We start from the raw sequence: 16,616 nt of genomic DNA on the forward strand, positions 1-16,616 counted from the left end.
CAGGCGCGAACCCGGAACCCGCGGCGGGGTGCAACGCTTCTCCAAGCGGATTCAAGGGCGCGCCCGGTCGTGGGTTCCGGGTTCATGGCTTCGCCATGCCCCGGAATGACGAATGTAGCGTCCCCGCTCCTTGGCGCGCGGCCTGTCCACCCTCATATTGCCGCCATGCCGCCCCGCACCCGCAAATCGCCCAAGCCCGATCGCATCGTCCGCGACGAGGAGATCGAGATCCTGCCGCCGCGCCGGGGGCTGCCGCTCGACTTGAGCGTCATCGTGCCGACGGTGGCGTTCGGCACCGTCACGGGCTTCGCCGCCAGCCTGATCGTCGGTGGCGGCGGGATGGTCCGGCATGCGGTCGTCGGCGTGCTCGGCATGCTGGTCGGGCAGGGCATCGTGCGCCTGACCGGCTGGCGGCTGAATACCGGCTATCGTCTCCTCGACGAGGCCGGCATGGCGGTCATCGGCGCCGTTCTCGTCATCCTGCTGGCGCGCTTCATCGCCTGACCGGCCCGGACGCGGAACTTCGGCCGGCTCTCGTCGTTATTGTCGCCGCGCATCCGCGCATAAGCTGGGGACTGTCCGAGATGGAAAGCTTCGCCGCCACCATGGCCCAGCCGGGCTACGGCTTCTTCATGACGCTCCTGATCGGCGTCATCGCCGGCTGGATCGCCGAGCGCCTGACCTCGTCCGATCACGGCCTCTTCACCAACATGCTCGTCGGCGTGGCGGGGTCCTTCGTCGGCGCCAAGCTCGCGGAGCTCGTGGAGATTCCGGTCTTCGGCTTCTGGCGGACGCTGACCGCGGCGGTCGCCGGCGCCGTCATCGTGATCGTGGTCTGGAACGCGGCGCGCGGTCGCAGGTGAGGCGCTCCCGCCGGCGGGGCCGGCAGTTGCGGCTGAACGCGTTGAGGGTTAGCTAGGAGGGGCCGGCCCGGCCGGCTCCCGCCTTGGAAAGCCCGGACCCCGACATGGCGCTCGTCCTCGACCTTCTGAATCGCGATCCGCGGCCCAATGCCGGCAATCCGAAGGCCGAATCCCGTGGACCGGCCGCGGAGCTGCGCCATCCCGAGAAGCAGAAGCGCCCGGAGAACCCGGTCCTGCGCAAGCCGGACTGGATCCGCGTCAAGGCACCGGGCTCGGCGAAATGGGCCGAGACCCAGAAGATCGTGAAGGCCGAGAAGCTGGTCACGGTCTGCGAGGAGGCCGGCTGCCCCAATATCGGCGAGTGCTGGGAGAAGAAGCACGCCACCTTCATGATCATGGGCGACACCTGCACGCGGGCCTGCGCCTTCTGCAACGTGAAGACCGGCGTGCCGCTGCCGCTCGACGCGCAAGAGCCGCGCAAGATCGCCGAGGCCGTGGTCAAGCTCGGGCTCGAGCATGTCGTGATCACCTCGGTCGACCGCGACGATCTCGGGGACGGCGGCGCCGAGCATTTCGCCCGCGTCATCGCCGCGATCCGTGAAGCCTCGCCCTCGACCACCATCGAGATCCTGACGCCGGACTTCCTGCGCAAGCCCGGCGCGCTCGAAGTGGTCGTGGCCGCCAGGCCCGACGTGTTCAACCACAATCTCGAAACCGTGCCGGGCAAATACCTGAAGGTCAGGCCGGGCGCCCGCTATTTCCATTCGCTCAGGCTGCTGCAGCGGGTGAAGGAGCTCGATCCGGCGATCTTCACCAAGTCGGGCATCATGGTGGGGCTCGGCGAGGAGCGCAACGAAGTGCTCCAGCTCATGGACGATCTGCGCTCGGCCGAGGTCGATTTCATGACCATCGGCCAGTATCTCGCGCCCTCGCGCAAGCACCATGCGGTGATCCGCTTCGTCACGCCCGACGAGTTCAAGAGCTTCGAGACCATCGCCTATGCCAAGGGCTTCCTGATGGTGTCCTCGACGCCGCTGACACGCTCCTCGCATCATGCCGGCGAGGATTTCGCGCGGCTGCGCGATGCGCGGGCGGCCAAGCTCAGCGGCTGACGGCGCCCCGCGATGCCGATGTTCAACAGCACCCGCCGGGTGCGGCACTCGCCCGAGCAGATGTTCGCGCTCGTGGCCGATGTCGAGAAATATCCGCAGTTCCTGCCGCTCTGCGAGGGGCTGACGGTGCGCCGGCGCACGCCGCGCGAGGGCGGCGGCGAGGTGCTGCTGGCGGATATGAGCGTCGGCTACAAGGCGATCCACGAGACCTTCACCAGCCGCGTCACGCTCGATCCGGAAAACCTCAGGATCCTGGTCGAATATGTCGACGGGCCGTTCCGCTATCTGGAGAACCGCTGGACCTTCAAGCCGCAGGGCACGGGCTGCGAGGTCGGCTTCTTCATCTCCTACGAATTCGCCAGCCGCATGCTCGGCCTGCTGATGGGCGCGATGTTCGACAAGGCGTTCCGGAAGTTCGCCGAAGCCTTCGAGAAACGCGCCGAGCTGGTCTATGGCCGGGGTGCGGCGCCGGCAGTGACGGGCTCTTAAGCCCTGCCTGGCATGGTGCGGCATTCAGCCGAGGACATGCCATGGATGCATCCGCCGCACGGACCGTCGATCGCCTCCAGGCGCGCCGCATGGCGGCGACGCTTCCCGTCTATGTCGCGACGATCTTCGTCTCGGCCTTCCTGCTGTTCGGCATCCAGCCGATGTTCGCCAAGATGGTGCTGCCGAAGCTGGGCGGCTCGCCGGGCGTCTGGTCGGTCGCCATGGTGTTCTTCCAGGCCGTGCTGCTCGCAGGCTACGGCTATGCCCATCTGCTCGTCAGCCGCTTCGCGCTGCGCCGCGCCGCGCTGATCCATCTGGGGCTGATGATCGCGGTCCTGGCGATCAGCCTGCCGATCCATATCGCAGCCGGCTTCGAGCGGCCGCCGCAGGAGGGAGAGGTCCTCTGGCTGATCGGCCTGTTCACGGCCTCGGTCGGGTTGCCGTTCTTCGCCGTCGCCGCCAACGGCCCGCTGCTCCAGGCCTGGTTCGCGCGGACCGGCCACAGCCATGCTGCCGACCCCTATTTCCTTTACGCCGCCTCGAATGCCGGCAGCTTCCTCGCCCTGATCGCCTATCCCTTCCTCGTCGAGCCGCTGCTGCCGCTCGCCCTGCAGGCCAGCGGCTGGGCCTGGGGCTTCGCGCTGCTGCTGGCGGGAATCGCCGGCTGCGCGGGGCTCGCCATCGGCGCCGGCCGGGCGGACGCGGCTGCGCCCGTCGAGGCCGCTCCGGCCGCGCCGGTCACCAACGCCCAGCGCTTCGGCTGGGTCGCGCTCGCCTTCGTCCCGTCGGGGCTGCTGGTGGCCGTCACCGCGCACATCTCCACGGATGTCGCGGCCGTGCCGCTGCTCTGGGTGATGCCGCTGGCGCTGTTCCTGCTGACCTTCGTCATCGTCTTCCAGCGCCGCCCGATCCTGCCGCATCGCTGGATGCTGCATCTCCAGATCGCCTTGATGTTTGCCCTGCTCCTCGCCGTCGCGGCCAAGTTTCGGATCGGCTGGGGCTATTCGCTCGCGCTGCATCTGGGGCTGTTCTTCGTCACGGCCATGGTCGCGCATGGCGAGCTGGTGAAGCGTCGGCCCGATGCGTCGCGGCTGACGGAATTCTACCTGTGGATGTCGTTCGGCGGCGTGCTCGGCGGGCTGTTCTGCGGCCTGCTGGCACCGATGCTGTTCAATACGGTGATCGAATACCCGATGCTGATGGTCGCCGGGCTGCTCTGCCGTCCGGGGATCGGCGCCATCGGAGAGAGGCTGCGCGTCCTGAAGCTGGGCCTGATCGCGACCGCCGGCTGCATGATGGCGTTTCTGCTCGCCAATGACTGGCGGCGCACCGATTCCGTCCGCTCCTTCTTCGGGATCCACCGCATTCTCGAGGCGGAGGACGGACGCTTCCGCAGCCTCGCGCATGGAACGACCGTTCATGGCGTGCAGCGTCTGCGCAACGACGATGGCAGCCCGGTCACGGGCCGCCCCGAGCCGCTGAGCTATTACTTCACCGGCGGCGGCATTGCCGATGGCATCGAGGCGCTCCGGCGCGCGCGCGGCGGGGTGCTCGGCAAGGTGGCCTCGGTCGGCGTCGGGACGGGCTCGCTCGCTTGCCAGACCCGCCCCGGCGAGCACTGGACTTTCTACGAGATCGACACCCGCGTCGTCTCGATCGCGACCGACCCGGCGCAGTTCTCCTTCATCAGCCAGTGCGCCCCCGATGCCCCGTTCGTGATCGGCGACGCCCGGCTGACGCTCGCCGACGCGGCGGCGGGCTCGCTCGACCTGATCGTCGTCGACGCCTTCTCCTCGGACGCGATCCCGGTGCATCTGCTGACGCGCGAGGCGATGGGGCTCTATCTGTCCCGGCTCGCGCCGGGCGGGGCGCTGCTGTTCCATATCTCCAACCGGAACATGGACCTGGCTCCCGTCGTCGCCGCGACGGCGCGCTAGCACGGGCTCGTCACCTGGGTCCGCGAGCCTCGCCAGACGCCGGAGCTGAGCAGGCAGCAGAAGCTCTCGCCGCAGGTCGCGATGGTCGCACGCGCCCCCGCCGATCTGCGTTTCGCTCCGGAGGAGAACTGGCAGGTCGAGCAGGGCACCGGCACGCGGCCCTGGCGGGACGACTATGCCGACGTCATCGGCGCGATCTGGCGCAAGCTCGCGCTCTGACGGGCTTCAGCCGGCCGCGTCGCGCAGCAATTCGAGCGCGACGAGGACGGAAAGCCGCCGGATCTCGTCGCGCGAGAGGGCACCGAACCGCATCTCGCGATGGCGGGTGGCGTTCGCCCCGGCACAGGCGAAGTGGACGAGCCCGACCGGCTTGTGCCGCGTGCCGCCGCCCGGGCCGGCGACGCCGGTGACGGCGACGGCGAGATCCGTGCCTAGCCGCGCCCGGCCTCCTTCCGCCATGGCCCGCGCGACCGCCTCGCTGACGGCGCCATGGGCGTCGATCAGCCCGGCCGGCACCTCGGCGAGGGTCGTCTTGGCGGCATTGGAATAGGTCACCAGCCCGCCGGCGACGACATCGGAGGAGCCCGCGATCGCGGTCAGGGCAGCGCAGACCAGGCCGCCCGTGCAGGATTCGACCGTGGCCACCGCGAGCCCGCGCCCACGGCAGCCCGACAGAACCGTTTCGGCCAGGGCGGTGATCTCGGCGTCGAACATGGGTCAGTCCTCCTCGGGCAGGCGGATCGTCGCGGTGGCGAGCGCGGCGAGACCCTCGCCCCGGCCGGTGAAGCCCATGCGCTCGGAGGTCGTCGCCTTGATCGCGACCTTGCTTGAGGGGATGCCGGCGATCGCCGCGATCTCGGCGCGGATCGCCTCGCGATGCGGGCCGATCTTCGGCGCCTCGCAGACCACGGTGAGGTCGAGGAAATCGATGCGCCCGCCGCGCTCGCCGACCCGCGCCGCGGCGAAGGCGAGGAACCGGGCCGAGGCCGCGCCGCGCCATTGCGGGTCGCTCGGCGGGAAATGCGTGCCGATATCGCCCTCGGCGAGCGCGCCGAGCAGGGCGTCGGTCAGGGCATGCAGCGCGACGTCGCCGTCGGAATGGGCGATCACGCCGCGATCGTGCCCGATCCTCACCCCGCCGAGCCAGAGATGGTCGCCCGGCCCGAAGGCATGGACGTCGTAGCCGGTGCCGACCCGCGTCACCAGCGCCTCGGCCGAACGCGCCGCGAGCTGCAGGAAATCCTCGGCATGGGTCAGCTTCACATTGGCCGGGTCGCCGGGGAAGGTCGCGACCGGATGGCCCGCCCATTCCATCAGGGCGGCATCGTCGGTGAAGCCGTTGAGCTGCGCCGCTTCCGCCGCCTCATGGGCTTCCAGCAGCGGCCTGAAGCGGAAGGCCTGCGGCGTCTGGACGGTGACGAGCTCGCTGCGCGGCGGCGTCTCCACGACATGGCCGTCGGCGCCGGTGCGCTTCACCGTGTCGGTCATGGGCAAGGCGGGGATCGCGGCGATGCCGCCCGCGCCGAGCCGGCCGATCGCGGCGCCGATCTGGGCGCCCGTGACGAAGGGCCTCGCCGCGTCATGGACCAGCACGATGCCGTCGAAACCCTCGCGGGAGAGCGCGAGCAGGCCGCGCCGGACCGATGCCTGGCGCGTCGGCCCGCCCAGCGTCGGGGCGGCAAGGCGGGCGCCGTCGAGCCCGGCGACGGCATTGGCGTAGCGCGCCTCGTCGCCCTCGCCGATCACGATCGCGACGCGCGCGATCGCCGGCTCCGCCAGGAAGGGCGTGAGCGCATGGGTGAGGACGGGGCGGCCCTCGACGAGCCTGTACTGCTTCGGCTCGTTGCCGCCGGCCCGCAGGCCCTTGCCGGCCGCGACGAGGAGGGCTGCGACGGGCGGGAGGGCATCAGATTGACGAAGCACGGCGCTGGGTCCTCACGGCGAGCGGGATCGTGGGCGCATGCCATAACCAATTCCGCCGCACTGGGGCAGGGGGTCTGGCGCCATTGCGCTGCAATATCGACGCGCGAAGCCTTGCGCTCCCGCAGCATCGTCCAATAAATATGCATCCGCAGAAATGCCTTAAAAGCAGGCTGGTTCCTTGGACATCGCAGGCATCCCCATCGCGTCCCGCGCCTTCCTGGCGCCGATGTCCGGTGTGACCGACATCGTCATGCGCCGGCTCGCGGCGCGCCGGCACGCGGGCCTCGTCGTGTCGGAGATGGTCGCTTCCGACGAATTCGTGCGCGGCAGCGAGGAAGCGCGCATCCGGGCCGAAGGCGAGGGCGTCTTTCCGCATGTCGTGCAGCTCGCCGGCTGCGACCCCTACTGGATGGGCGAGGCGGCGCGGCTGGCCGAGGCCAATGGCGCGGCGATCGTCGACATCAACATGGGCTGCCCGGCCAAGAAGGTGACGGGCGGCTGGGCGGGCTCGGCGCTGATGCGCGATCTCGACCATGCGCTCGCGCTGGTCGAGGCGGCGGTCGCCGCCACGCGCCTGCCGGTGACGGTCAAGATGCGGCTGGGCTGGGACGACGCCTCCCGCAACGCACCCGAGCTCGCCCGCCGGGCCGTCGCCGCGGGGGCGCGGATGATCACGGTCCATGGCCGCACGCGCCAGCAATTCTACAAGGGCAGGGCGGATTGGCGGGCGATCGCGGCGGTGCGTAGCGTTGGCGATTTTCCGCTGGTCGCCAATGGCGACGTGCATGACGTGGCGGATGCGCGGGCCTGCCTCGCCCAGTCGGGAGCGGATTGCGTGATGGTCGGGCGCGCCGCGCTCGGCCGGCCCTGGCTCGTCGGCGAGATCGGCGCGGCGCTCGACGGGCGCGAGGTCCGGCCGCCGACGCTTGCGGAGAAGCTCGCCATGGCCTGCGAGCACTATGAGGGGCTGCTCGCCCTGATGGGGACGGCGCACGGCGTGCGCCACGCGCGCAAGCATCTCGCCGCCTATGCCGACGACGCGGTGGCGGAGGGCTGCGCACCTGATCCGGAGCGGCGCCGCCTGCTCCTGACCTCGGACGAGCCGCGGCAGGTCCTGGCGGCGCTCGCCGGACTGTTCTCGACCGGGCGCAGCCGCGAAGCGGCCTGAAGGCCGGGAGGGCAGCCGATGACGGGCAAGCTTGCCGCGAACCTTGCCGATGCGATCGAGCTCCAGGCGCTGAACGTGCTGCCGATGCCGGTCCTGGTGATCGGGGCGGGGCATGCGGTGCTCTATGCCAACACCGCGGCCGAGGATTTCTTCCAGTCCGGCGCCGCCCTGCTCAAGCGCCAGCGCATCGACGATCTCGTCGCCTTCGGCTCGCCGGTGCTCGGCGTGATCGAGGAGGTGCGCCGGCGCGGCGCCAGCGTCAGCGAATACCGCCTCGATCTCGGCACGCCGCGCCTCGGCAGCGATCATATCGTCGACGTCTTCGCCTCGCCGCTGCCGGGCGAGGGCGATGCGGTCGTGCTGATGCTGCAGGAACGGACAATTGCCGAAAAAATGGACAGGCAATTGACGCATCGGGGGGCAGCGCGCTCGATCACGGCGCTCGGCGCCATGCTGGCGCACGAGATCAAGAACCCGCTCTCGGGCATCCGGGGCGCGGCGCAGCTGCTCGAAGGCGCGATCTCCGACGACGACCGGATGCTGACGCAGCTCATCTGCGACGAGACCGACCGGATCGTGAAGCTGGTCGAGCGGGTCGAGCTGTTCGGCGACGAACGGCCGGGCGAGCGCGAGGCGGTCAACGTCCATGACGTGCTCGACCATGTAAAGCGCCTCGCCCGCTCCGGCTTCGCGCGGCATATCCGCTTCACGGAAAGCTATGATCCCTCCCTGCCGCCGGTCGCGGGCAACCGCGACCAGCTCGTCCAGGTGCTGCTCAACCTCGTCAAGAACGCCGCCGAGGCCATCGGCGCCGAGACCGGCGACGGCGAGATCACGCTCACCACCGCCTATCGTCCCGGCATCCGCCTGCAGGTGCCGGGCTCCGGCGAGCGCATCGCGCTGCCGCTCGAGATCGGGGTGCGCGACAACGGCCCGGGCGTCCCGGCCGATCTGGTGCCGCACCTGTTCGATCCCTTCGTCACCACCAAGGCCCAGGGGAGTGGCCTTGGACTTGCACTCGTCGCCAAGGTGATCGGCGATCACGGCGGAATCGTCGAGTGCGAATCCGTTCCGCGCCGGACGCATTTCAGGATCCTCCTGCCCCTGCACCAGCTCAGGCCGGGGCAGGCAACCTAGGGGCCGCACAGATGCCGACCGGTCACATCCTCGTCGCCGACGACGACGCCGCGATCCGCACCGTCCTCAACCAGGCGCTCGCCCGGGCGGGCTACGACGTCCGCACCACCGGCCAGGCCGCCACCCTCTGGACCTGGGCGGCGCAGGGGCTCGGCGACCTGATCATCACCGATGTGGTGATGCCGGACGGCAACGCCTTCGACCTCCTGCCGCGCATCAAGCGGGCGCGGCCCGATCTGCCGGTCATCGTGATGAGCGCGCAAAACACTTTCATGACGGCGATCAAGGCCTCGGAGCGCGGCGCCTATGAATATCTGCCGAAACCCTTCGACCTGAAGGAGCTCGTCGCCATCGTCGGCCGCGCGATGTCGCGCCCGCGCGGGGAGGTGGCGCGCGGGCATGCGGCCGAGCCCGAGGATATCCCGCTGATCGGCCGCTCGCCGGCGATGCAGGACGTCTACCGCGCGCTGGCGCGGCTGATGCCGATCGACCTCACCGTGATGATCAACGGCGAATCCGGCACCGGCAAGGAGCTGGTGGCGCGCGCGCTGCACGATTACGGCAAACGCCGCAACGGCCCCTTCGTCGCGATCAACATGGCCGCGATCCCGAAGGACCTGATCGAATCGGAGCTGTTCGGCCATGAGAAGGGCGCCTTCACCGGGGCGCTGACGCGTTCCTCGGGCCGCTTCGAGCAGGCGGAGGGCGGCACGCTCTTCCTCGACGAGATCGGCGACATGCCGATGGAGGCGCAGACCCGGCTCCTGCGCGTGCTCCAGCAGGGCGAATACACCACGGTCGGCGGGCGCACGCCGATCAAGACCAATGTCCGCATCGTCGCCGCCACCAACAAGGACCTGCGCATCTCGATCGCGCAGGGGCTGTTCCGCGAGGATCTGTTCTTCCGGCTGAATGTGGTGCCGATCCGCCTGCCGCCCTTGCGCGAGCGCGTCGAGGACATCCCCGACCTCGTCCGCCATTTCTTCACGCTGGTCGAGAAGGAGGGCCTGCCGCTGAAGCAGGTCGATTCGGAGGCGATGGAGGTGATGCGCCGCTATCGCTGGCCGGGCAATGTCCGGGAGCTCGAGAACCTCGTGCGGCGGCTGGCCGCGCTCTATCCCCAGGAAACGATCACCGCCCCGATCGTCGAGGCCGAGTTGCAGCCGGCCGCCGTGGGCACGGGCTTTGCCGGGGCGCCGGCGGCGCCCGAGCGGGCGGAGACGCTGTCGGGCTCGGTCGAGCGGCATCTTGGCCGGTATTTCAGCGGATTCGGCGACGCGATCCCGCCGCCCGGCCTCTATCACCGCATCCTGCGCGAGATCGAGCCGCCGCTGATCGCGGCGGCGCTGGCGGCCACGCGCGGCAACCAGATCCGCGCCGCGGAGCTGCTGGGCCTCAACCGCAACACCCTGCGCAAGAAGATCCGGGAGCTCGACATGCAGGTGGTCCGCTCGCCGCGCTGAGGCGGGCTGCCTTGCGGATGTCATATTTTGACAACACCGTTGCGGCGGCGCATCACAGGCGCCCCCGCAGGCGCGACCCGTTGCGTTCCTGCCCCATCGGAGCTGTCGTCAAACCGTGTCCGCTTCTGTCAGCGAAGCCAGGATGATGCCGCGCGGCGAGGAGAAATCCCGTCGCGTCTCCGGCTGGGTCGGGGGAATCGTCGTCGCGCTGGCGCTGGTCTCGGCGCTGCTCACCTTCCTCGTGCTCTCCGGCGCCACGCCGATCGTGCCCGTGCACGAGGTCGTGGTCGGCGTCTTCGTGCTCAATGCCCTGCTGATCCTGGTGCTGATCGTCATCGTCGCCTTCGAGGCCGCCGTGCTGATCCGCGCCCGCAAGGCGGGGGCGGCGGCGGCGGGCCTGCATGTGCGCATCGTCGGCCTGTTCAGCATCATGGCGGCGCTGCCGGCGGTGCTCGTCGCCATCATCGCGACGATCACGATCGAGCGCGGGCTGGAGCCGTGGTTCTCGGACCGCATGCGCGACGCGGTCTTCAAGTCGGTCGAGGTCGCCGATGCCTATGCCGCCAGCCAGTGCCGCTCGCTCGGCCGCGAGATCCGCGTGCTGGCGGATGATCTGAGCCGGGCCAAGCCCGCCTTCGACGTCGACCGCAAATGGTTCGATACCTTCCTGACCTCGCGCGCCACCGCGCTCGGCCTGCCTGTCGTCGCGATCATCCAGCCGCCGGACAAGGTCATCGCGCGGGCCAACATCAACGTGCTGCGCAATCCGCCGATGCCCGACCAGGCCGCCTTCGACGATGCGCGCTCCGCGCCGGAGCCGATCTGCGTCATTCCCCGGACGGGGACGGTGTTCGGCGCCGTGATGAAGCTGCCGACCTATGACAACAGCTTCCTGCACGTCGCCCGCGAGGTCGATCCGCTCGCCGTCGAGTTCCCCGCGGTCGCGCGCGGGGCCGCCGTCGAGTATCTGTCGATCGATGCGCGCCGCAAGGGCGTCCAGGTCGCCTTCGCCTCGATGTACGGGCTGATCGCGCTGATCCTGCTGCTCTCGGCGATCTGGCTGGGCCTGAGCTTCGCCAACGGCCTCGTCGCGCCGATCCGGCGGATGATCGACGCGACCGACCAGGTCTCGAGCGGGAATTTCTACGTCCAGGTGCCGATCCGACGATCGGAGGGCGATCTCGCCCATCTCGGCGAGACCTTCAACAAGATGACGGCGGAGCTGCGCCGCCAGCGCGACAGCCTGGTCACGGCGAGCGAGGTCATCGACCGGCGCCGGCGCTTCACCGAGACGGTCTTGTCGGGCGTCTCCTCCGGCGTGCTCAGCCTCGACGGCGACGGCCACGTCACCACGATCAACCGTTCGGCCGAGAGCCTGCTCGGCACCGGCGGGCGCCTTCTCGGCAAGCCGATCGCCGAGATCGCGCCGGAGGTGGCGGGCTTCGTCTCCGAGGCGCTGCACAACCGGCAGCGCCAGAGCTCCGGCCAGGTCGCCTTCACCCGCGCCGGCCAGGACCGGATGGTCAATATCCGCGCGGTGCGCGAGGGTGAGGGGACGGGCGCCGGTCTCGTGGTCACGCTCGACGACATCACCGACCTCGTCTCGGCCCAGCGCACGGCCGCCTGGGCCGATGTCGCCCGCCGCATCGCCCATGAGATCAAGAACCCGCTGACGCCGATCCAGCTCTCGGCCGAGCGCATCAAGCGCCGCTTCGGGCGTGTCATCACCGAGGGCAAGGACGTCTTCGACCAGTGCACCGACACCATCGTGCGGCAGGTCGAGGACATCAGGCGCATGGTCGACGAGTTCTCCTCCTTCGCCCGCATGCCCAAGCCCTCGCTCGCCAGCGAGGATATCGTCGAGACCGTGCGCCAGATCGTCTTCCTCTGGCGCGTCGGCAATCCGGGCACGACGATCGCCGAGACGCTGCCGGCGGACGCCGTGCCGGCCCGCTTCGACCGGCGCCTGATTTCCCAGGCCCTGACCAACGTCATCAAGAACGCGACCGAGGCGATCGAGGCCGTGCCGGCCGACGAGCGCGGGCAGGGCCGCATCGAGGTCAATCTGGCGCGCGAGGAGGGCGGCCGGATCGTCATCGACGTCATCGACAACGGCAAGGGCCTGCCGGCGGACCAGCGCCAGAAGCTGCTCGAGCCCTATATGACGACGCGCGAGGGGGGCACGGGCCTGGGCCTCGCCATCGTCGGCAAGATCCTGGAGGACCATGGCGGCGGCATCGAGCTGCTCGACCGCCCGGATGCCGCCGGCGGGGCGCGCGGCGCGCGCATCCGCCTCTGGTTCCCCGAAGTAGGGCCGGCCCCGCAGGCCGAGGCCGGCGATGCGCCCGACACGAATGCGAGCAATGGGATACGCCTATGAGCGCTGACATCCTGGTAGTGGATGACGAAGTCGATATCCGCGATCTGGTCGCCGGCCTCTTGGAGGACGAGGGCTACCGCACCCGCAAGGCAGGCTCCGCCGACGAGGCGCTGGCCGCGATCGCCTCGCGGCGGCCGAACCTCGTCTTCCTCGATATCTGGCTGCAGGGCAGCCGGCTCGACGGCCTGCAGGTGCTGGAGCTGATCAAGGAGAGCCATCCCGATCTCGCGGTGGTGATGATCTCCGGCCACGGCAACATCGAGACGGCGGTCTCGGCGATCAAGAGCGGCGCCTACGACTTCATCGAGAAGCCGTTCAAGGCCGACCGGCTGGTGCTGGTCGCCGAGCGCGCGCTCGAAGCCTCGCGCCTGCGCCGCGAGGTCCGCGAGCTCAAGACCCGTTCGGTCCAGGCCGACCGCATCGTCGGCCACACCACGGTCGTCAACCAGCTGCGCCAGACGATCGAGCGCGTCGCGCCCACCAATGCGCGCGTGCTGATCACCGGCGAGCCCGGCTGCGGCAAGGAGCTGGCGGCGCGCACGCTGCACGAAGCCTCGACCCGCTCCAGCGGGCCCTTCGTCGTCATCAACGCGGCGACGATCACGCCCGAGACGATGGAGGAGGAGCTGTTCGGCGTCGAGGGCGGCGACGGCCGCTCGCGCCGGATCGGCGCGCTCGAGGAGGCCCATGGCGGCTCGCTCTATATCGACGAGATCGGCGACATGCCGCGCGAGACGCAAAACCGCATCCTGCGCGTGCTCGTCGACCAGAATTTCCAGCGCGTCGGCGGCGCGACGCGGGTCCATGTCGATGTCCGCGTCATCTCCTCGTCGAGCCGGGATCTCGCACGGCTGATCGCGGACGGGCACTTCCGCGAGGATCTCTACCATCGCCTCAGCGTCGTGCCGGTCAAGGTGCCGCCGCTGTCGGAGCGGCGCGAGGACGTGCCCGAGCTGATCGAGTTCTTCATGGAGCAGATCTCGCTCGCCACCGGCCTGCCGAAGCGCCGGATCGGCAGCGACGCCATGGCCGTGCTGCAATCGCACGAATGGCCGGGCAACATCCGCGAGCTGCGCAACAACGTCGAGCGGCTGATGATCCTGACCCAGGGCGACCCGACCGCCGAGGTGACGATCGAGATGCTGCCGGCCGAGGTCGGCGCCATGGTGCCGACGACGCCGTCGGGCTCGGGCGGCGAGCGGCTGATGAGCCTGCCGCTGCGCGATGCCCGCGAGATCTTCGAGCGCGAATACCTGATCGCGCAGATCGCGCGCTTCTCCGGCAACATCTCGCGCACGGCCGAGTTCATCGGCATGGAGCGCTCGGCGCTGCACCGCAAGCTCAAGTCGCTCGGCGTCGGCTGAGGCAGGCGCTCCACCCATGTCCATTTGCGCAACGCGCAGGCGTCATGCGTAAAACTCGGCGTTGCTGCACTTGCGTTGTGAGCGAAGTCGACGATCTAATGGCGCGTCGGTGTTCCGAATGCCGGCGGAATGCGCCGCCGGTTTCAAACGGAACGAACTGGATCGCTGGATTTAAATCCGATCGGCGATCCCAACAACAGGAACGATCATGGCCGCCGAGCGGGCACAGAACCTCCAGGACACCTTCCTCAACCATGTGCGCAAGCAGAAGATCCCGCTGACGATCTTCCTCGTCAACGGCGTCAAGCTGCAGGGCGTCGTCACCTGGTTCGACAATTTCTGCGTGCTGCTGCGCCGCGACGGTCACTCGCAGCTCGTCTACAAGCATGCGATCTCGACCATCATGCCCGGCCATCCGGTGCAGTTGTTCGAGCCCGAGGACACGGACAAGAACTGATTTGGCGACAAGCCACACGGACGACGAGAAACGGGCGGCTACGCGGGTAACGGGCGCGAAGCCGCTCGACGAGATCGAACGCGACATCGCGGCGAACACGCGCGCGCTCGTCGTGGGGCCCTATCTGCAGAAGCGCGGCGTCGCGGTCGACGCCAACCAGCGCTCCTTCGCGGCGCGGCTGGACGAGGCCGTGGGGCTGGCGGCGGCAATCGACCTCACCGTCGTCGCGCCGGTGCAGGTGCTGCTGAGCGCGCTGCGGCCCGCGACCTATCTCGGCAAGGGCAAGGTCGAGGAGCTCGGCAAGCGCATCGAGGCCGAGGAGATCGGCCTCGTCGTGATGGACTGCGCGCTTTCGCCGGTCCAGCAGCGCAACCTCGAAAAGGCGTTCGGCTGCAAGGTCATCGACCGCACGGGCCTGATCCTCGAGATCTTCGGGCGGCGCGCCCGCACCCGGGAGGGCGCGCTCCAGGTCGAGCTCGCGCATCTCAACTACCAGAAGAGCCGGCTGGTGCGCTCCTGGACCCATCTCGAACGCCAGCGCGGCGGCTTCGGCTTCCTCGGCGGCCCCGGCGAGACCCAGATCGAGGCCGACCGGCGCATCATCCAGGAGCGGATGACCAAGATCGAGCGCGATCTGGAGGGCGTCAAGCGCACCCGCTCGCTGCATCGCTTGAGCCGCAAGCGCGTGCCCTATCCGATCGTCGCGCTGGTCGGCTACACCAATGCCGGCAAGTCGACGCTGTTCAACCGGCTGACCTCGGCCGAGGTGCTGGCGCAGGACATGCTGTTCGCCACGCTCGACCCGACGGCGCGCGCGATCAAGCTGCCCCACGGGGCGCGCGTCATGCTCTCCGACACGGTCGGTTTCATCTCCGACCTGCCGACACAGCTCGTCGCCGCCTTCCGCGCCACGCTGGAGGATGCGATCGAGGCCGACGTGCTGCTGCATGTGCGCGACGTTTCGCATGAGGACACCCAGGCCCAGGCCGCCGACGTGCAGGCGATCCTGCGCGATCTCGGCATCAACCCCGACGACGGCGAGCGCGTCATCGAGGTCTGGAACAAGGCCGATCTGCTCGTTCCCGCAGAGCGCGAGCGCCAGCTCGGCATCGCGACGCTGCGGCCGGAGGGCGCGCGCCCGGTGCTGGTCTCGGCACTGACCGGAGAGGGGATCGAGCGCCTGACGCGCGCGATCGAGGCGCGGATCGCGCTGACCCGCCCGGTCTATGCGCTGGAGCTTGCGCCGGGAGATGGCCGGTCGCTCGCCTGGCTGCATGCCAATGGCGAAATCCTGGCGCGCGAGGACGCCGAGGATGGCGGGCTGAAGCTGACCGTCCGGCTGCCGCCGGAGCGGCAAGGGGCGTTCACCGCGCGTTTCCCGCAGGCCGAGCGGCAGGGCTGAGCACCACCTTTGTCATTCCGGGTTCGCGCCTGCGGCGCGCCCCGGAATGACAAAGGGCGGTTTCCCCTGAAAGCGGCTCTACCCCGCCGCCTTCTCGCGCCGCTTCGCCGCCTGCCAGAGCGCTTCCATCTCGTCGAGGCTCGCTTCCTTCGCCGTTCTGCCTTCAGCCTCAAGGAATTCCTCGATCGCCTTGAAGCGGCGCTCGAACTTGGCGTTGGCGGCGCTGAGGCACCCTTCCGGATCGGCATCGACATGGCGGGCGAGGTTGGCGACGACGAAGAGCAGGTCGCCGATCTCCTCCCGGATCGCGGCCCTGTCGCCGCTGCCGAGCGCCTCGTCGATCTCGGCCGTTTCCTCCCGGATCTTGTCGAGCACGAGCCGCGCGTCGTTCCAGTCGAAGCCGACGGTCGAAGCCCGCGCCTGCAATTTCCAGGCGCGGGTGAGCGCCGGCAGCGTCTGCGGCACGCCGGCGAGGACGCCCGTCTCCTCCGTCTTCGGCGGCAGGCCGGCGGCCGCGCGCGCCGCCGCCTTCCCGGCCTTCTCCTCAGCCTTGATCCTGTGCCAGAGCGCCTTGACCTCGGCCGGGGAGAGATCGCGCGCCTCGCCGAAGACATGCGGATGCCGGCGGATCAGCTTCCCGGTGATCGCCTCGACCACGTCGGGGAAGGCGAAGGAGCCCTCCTCCTCGGCCATGCGGGCATGGAACACGACCTGGAGCAGGAGATCGCCGAGCTCGTCCTTGAGATCGAGCCTGTCGCCGCGGGCGATCGCGTCGGCGACCTCATAGGCTTCCTCGACCGTATAGGGCGCGATCGAGGCGAAATCCTGCTCCAGATCCCAGGGGCAGCCGGTTTCCGGCCGGCGCAGCGCGGCCATGATCGCGATCAGGCCGGCGATCTCGCGAGAGGGCTTCACCGCTGC

The 16,616-nt window shown here is 69.6% G+C and carries 16 protein-coding genes; 13 read left to right on the plus strand and 3 right to left on the minus strand.

The genetic code is table 11. The features are described from left to right. Nucleotides 1-165: 165 nt before the first annotated feature. The 6 genes from M9917_RS18705 (at nt 166) to M9917_RS21780 (ending at nt 4,620) form a co-directional block, all read left to right on the plus strand. Nucleotides 166-504, plus strand: a complete 339-nt coding sequence (locus M9917_RS18705) for a GlsB/YeaQ/YmgE family stress response membrane protein (RefSeq protein WP_297256213.1) — start codon at nt 166-168, stop codon at nt 502-504. A gap of 80 nt (nt 505-584) precedes the next feature. Further along, nucleotides 585-863 carry a GlsB/YeaQ/YmgE family stress response membrane protein gene (locus M9917_RS18710; protein WP_297256215.1) on the plus strand — a complete coding sequence of 93 codons (279 nt, stop codon included), beginning with the start codon at nt 585-587 and terminating at the stop codon, nt 861-863. Nucleotides 864-967: 104 nt separating this feature from the next. Then, complete coding sequence (gene lipA / locus M9917_RS18715) at nt 968-1,975, plus strand: lipoyl synthase (protein ID WP_297256216.1); 1,008 nt, start codon at nt 968-970, stop codon at nt 1,973-1,975. Nucleotides 1,976-1,987: 12 nt separating this feature from the next. Beyond that, complete coding sequence (locus tag M9917_RS18720) at nt 1,988-2,464, plus strand: type II toxin-antitoxin system RatA family toxin (RefSeq protein WP_297256218.1); 477 nt, start codon at nt 1,988-1,990, stop codon at nt 2,462-2,464. Nucleotides 2,465-2,505: 41 nt separating this feature from the next. Continuing rightward, the gene (locus M9917_RS18725) at nt 2,506-4,401 is read left to right on the plus strand and encodes a spermidine synthase (protein ID WP_367273930.1); all 1,896 of its coding nucleotides are present in this window, start codon (nt 2,506-2,508) and stop codon (nt 4,399-4,401) included. A gap of 81 nt (nt 4,402-4,482) precedes the next feature. After that, a complete protein-coding gene (locus M9917_RS21780) occupies nt 4,483-4,620 on the plus strand; it encodes a hypothetical protein (RefSeq protein WP_367273931.1) in 138 nt (45 codons plus the stop codon). A 6-nt stretch (nt 4,621-4,626) separates the two neighbouring features. Here the strand turns inward: M9917_RS21780 and M9917_RS18730 are convergent, their stop codons facing one another. Together M9917_RS18730 and M9917_RS18735 are read right to left on the minus strand one after the other, a co-directional pair. Further along, on the minus strand, nt 4,627-5,115 hold the full coding sequence (locus M9917_RS18730; protein ID WP_297256220.1) for a CinA family protein: 489 nt from the start codon (nt 5,113-5,115) through the stop codon (nt 4,627-4,629). A gap of 3 nt (nt 5,116-5,118) precedes the next feature. Next, complete coding sequence (locus M9917_RS18735; protein ID WP_297256222.1) at nt 5,119-6,324, minus strand: bifunctional 2-C-methyl-D-erythritol 4-phosphate cytidylyltransferase/2-C-methyl-D-erythritol 2,4-cyclodiphosphate synthase; 1,206 nt, start codon at nt 6,322-6,324, stop codon at nt 5,119-5,121. A 178-nt stretch (nt 6,325-6,502) separates the two neighbouring features. On the opposite strand from M9917_RS18735, the gene dusB reads away from it, so the two are divergent. The 7 genes from dusB (at nt 6,503) to hflX (ending at nt 15,695) form a co-directional block, all read left to right on the plus strand. Then, nucleotides 6,503-7,492, plus strand: coding sequence for a tRNA dihydrouridine synthase DusB (gene dusB, locus M9917_RS18740; protein WP_297256224.1), 990 nt, complete (start codon nt 6,503-6,505; stop codon nt 7,490-7,492). A gap of 18 nt (nt 7,493-7,510) precedes the next feature. After that, nucleotides 7,511-8,629 (plus strand): two-component system sensor histidine kinase NtrB, encoded by a 1,119-nt coding sequence (locus M9917_RS18745; RefSeq protein ID WP_297256226.1) that lies wholly within the window; start codon nt 7,511-7,513, stop codon nt 8,627-8,629. Nucleotides 8,630-8,640: 11 nt separating this feature from the next. Continuing rightward, on the plus strand, nt 8,641-10,092 hold the full coding sequence (gene ntrC, locus M9917_RS18750) for a nitrogen regulation protein NR(I) (protein WP_297256228.1): 1,452 nt from the start codon (nt 8,641-8,643) through the stop codon (nt 10,090-10,092). Between the two features lie 115 nt (nt 10,093-10,207). Further along, nucleotides 10,208-12,472 (plus strand): sensor histidine kinase NtrY-like, encoded by a 2,265-nt coding sequence (locus M9917_RS18755; protein WP_297256230.1) that lies wholly within the window; start codon nt 10,208-10,210, stop codon nt 12,470-12,472. Beyond that, on the plus strand, nt 12,469-13,836 hold the full coding sequence (gene ntrX / locus M9917_RS18760) for a nitrogen assimilation response regulator NtrX (RefSeq protein ID WP_297256232.1): 1,368 nt from the start codon (nt 12,469-12,471) through the stop codon (nt 13,834-13,836). Before M9917_RS18755 ends, ntrX begins: the two co-directional genes overlap by 4 nt. A gap of 208 nt (nt 13,837-14,044) precedes the next feature. Beyond that, nucleotides 14,045-14,293, plus strand: coding sequence for an RNA chaperone Hfq (gene hfq, locus M9917_RS18765; RefSeq protein WP_055726983.1), 249 nt, complete (start codon nt 14,045-14,047; stop codon nt 14,291-14,293). 73 nt (nt 14,294-14,366) lie between these two features. After that, on the plus strand, nt 14,367-15,695 hold the full coding sequence (gene hflX / locus M9917_RS18770; RefSeq protein WP_297257124.1) for a GTPase HflX: 1,329 nt from the start codon (nt 14,367-14,369) through the stop codon (nt 15,693-15,695). A gap of 78 nt (nt 15,696-15,773) precedes the next feature. Here hflX and mazG read toward each other — a convergent pair whose 3' ends face one another. After that, the gene (gene mazG / locus M9917_RS18775; RefSeq protein ID WP_297256239.1) at nt 15,774-16,610 is read right to left on the minus strand and encodes a nucleoside triphosphate pyrophosphohydrolase; all 837 of its coding nucleotides are present in this window, start codon (nt 16,608-16,610) and stop codon (nt 15,774-15,776) included. Between the last annotated feature and the right edge of the window lie 6 nt (nt 16,611-16,616).

Origin of the sequence: Bosea sp. (in: a-proteobacteria), assembly GCF_023953965.1 — a bacterium.
Classification (GTDB): domain Bacteria; phylum Pseudomonadota; class Alphaproteobacteria; order Rhizobiales; family Beijerinckiaceae; genus Allobosea.